At 63.1% G+C, this 1,504-nt stretch carries 1 protein-coding gene; it reads left to right on the forward strand.

The window, feature by feature from the left end; all coding sequences use genetic code 11:
- The first annotated feature begins 70 nt into the window (after positions 1 to 70).
- Entirely contained in the window at positions 71 to 1,294 is a 1,224-nt protein-coding gene (locus NS334_RS15420) for an IS256 family transposase (RefSeq protein ID WP_058756851.1), read from the forward strand.
- Positions 1,295 to 1,504 lie beyond the last annotated feature (210 nt).

Consider the following 1,504-nt stretch of genomic DNA (forward strand, 5'->3'; position numbering starts at 1 on the left):
GGTGGCGGCTGTTGGGACTGTCAGGAATTTCGTGTGCGGGCGGGCATAATGGGAAAGAAGGAGATCCCATATGTCCCGGCGCAAAGAGCCTGCGATACCGAACGAGTTACTGGATCAGTTGCTGGCTGGCGCTGACGCTGGCACCGCTCTGGCACAAGGTGGTTTGCTCGACGCCTTGAAGAAGGCGCTGACCGAGCGCGCTCTGAATGCCGAAATGGATCACCACCTGGCCGGGGACGACGGCACCGGCAACTCGCGTAACGGCTACGGTCGCAAGACGATCACGACCGACACCGGCAAGCTGGCGATCGACGTGCCGCGTGACCGGCAGGCGAGCTTCGACCCGCAACTGATCGCCAAGTACCAGCGGCGTTTTCCGGGATTCGATGAAAAGATCGTGTCGATGTACGCGCGCGGCATGAGCACCCGGGAGATCACGGGGCACCTGCACGATCTGTACGGCATCGACGTGTCGCCCGATCTGATCAGCACGGTGACCGACGCGGTGCTCGACGAAGTGGCGATCTGGCAGCAGCGGCCGCTCGATCCGGTTTATCCGCTCGTCTTTTTCGACGCTTTGCGGGTGAAGATCCGGGACGAGGGCATGGTGCGCAACAAGGCGATCCACATCGCCCTGGGCGTCCGTGCTGATGGTGCCAAGGAGGTGCTGGGCCTGTGGCTCGAGCAGAACGAGGGTGCCAAATTCTGGCTCAGGGTCATGAACGAACTTCGCAACCGCGGCACCGAGGACATCCTGCTCGCCGTCGTCGACGGGCTGAAAGGCTTTCCCGAGGCGATCACCGCCGTGTTTCCCGACGCCGTGGTTCAAACCTGCATCGTCCACCTGCTGCGCAATTCCATGGACTTCGTCTCCTGGAAGGACCGCAAGGGCCTGGCGAGCGCCCTGAAGGAGGTCTACCGCGCGCCCAGCGCCGAGGCGGCCGAGCAGGCGCTGACCGCATTCGAGGCTGGTCCCTGGGGCATCCGCTATCCCGCCATCGGCCAGAGCTGGCGGCGCGCCTGGACCGAGGTCATCCCGTTCTTCGCCTTTCCCGACGAGGTTCGGCGGATCATCTATACCACGAACTCCATAGAGGCCCTGAACTCGAAGCTGCGCCGGGCCGTGCGCGCCCGTGGGCATTTCCCCAGCGACGAGGCCGCCACCAAGCTGCTCTACCTGATCTTGAACCGCTCGGAGAAAGAGTGGAGAATGCCGCCACGTGAGTGGACCATGGCAAAGGCCCAGTTCGCCGTCATCTTCGGCGAGCGCTTCATCCGAGCCATGGCGGCATAATGTTCATCCGCCCGTCCGCACACGAAATTCCTGACAGTCCCACGAGGCCGCCACCAAGCTGCTCTACCTGATCTTGAACCGCTCGGAGAAAGAGTGGAGAATGCCGCCACGTGAGTGGACCATGGCAAAGGCCCAGTTCGCCGTCATCTTCGGCGAGCGCTTCATCCGAGCCATGGCGGCATAATGTTCATCCGCCCGTCCCGACCACAA

The organism is Sphingomonas endophytica (assembly GCF_001476895.1).
Classification (GTDB): Bacteria; Pseudomonadota; Alphaproteobacteria; order Sphingomonadales; family Sphingomonadaceae; genus Sphingomonas; species Sphingomonas endophytica_A.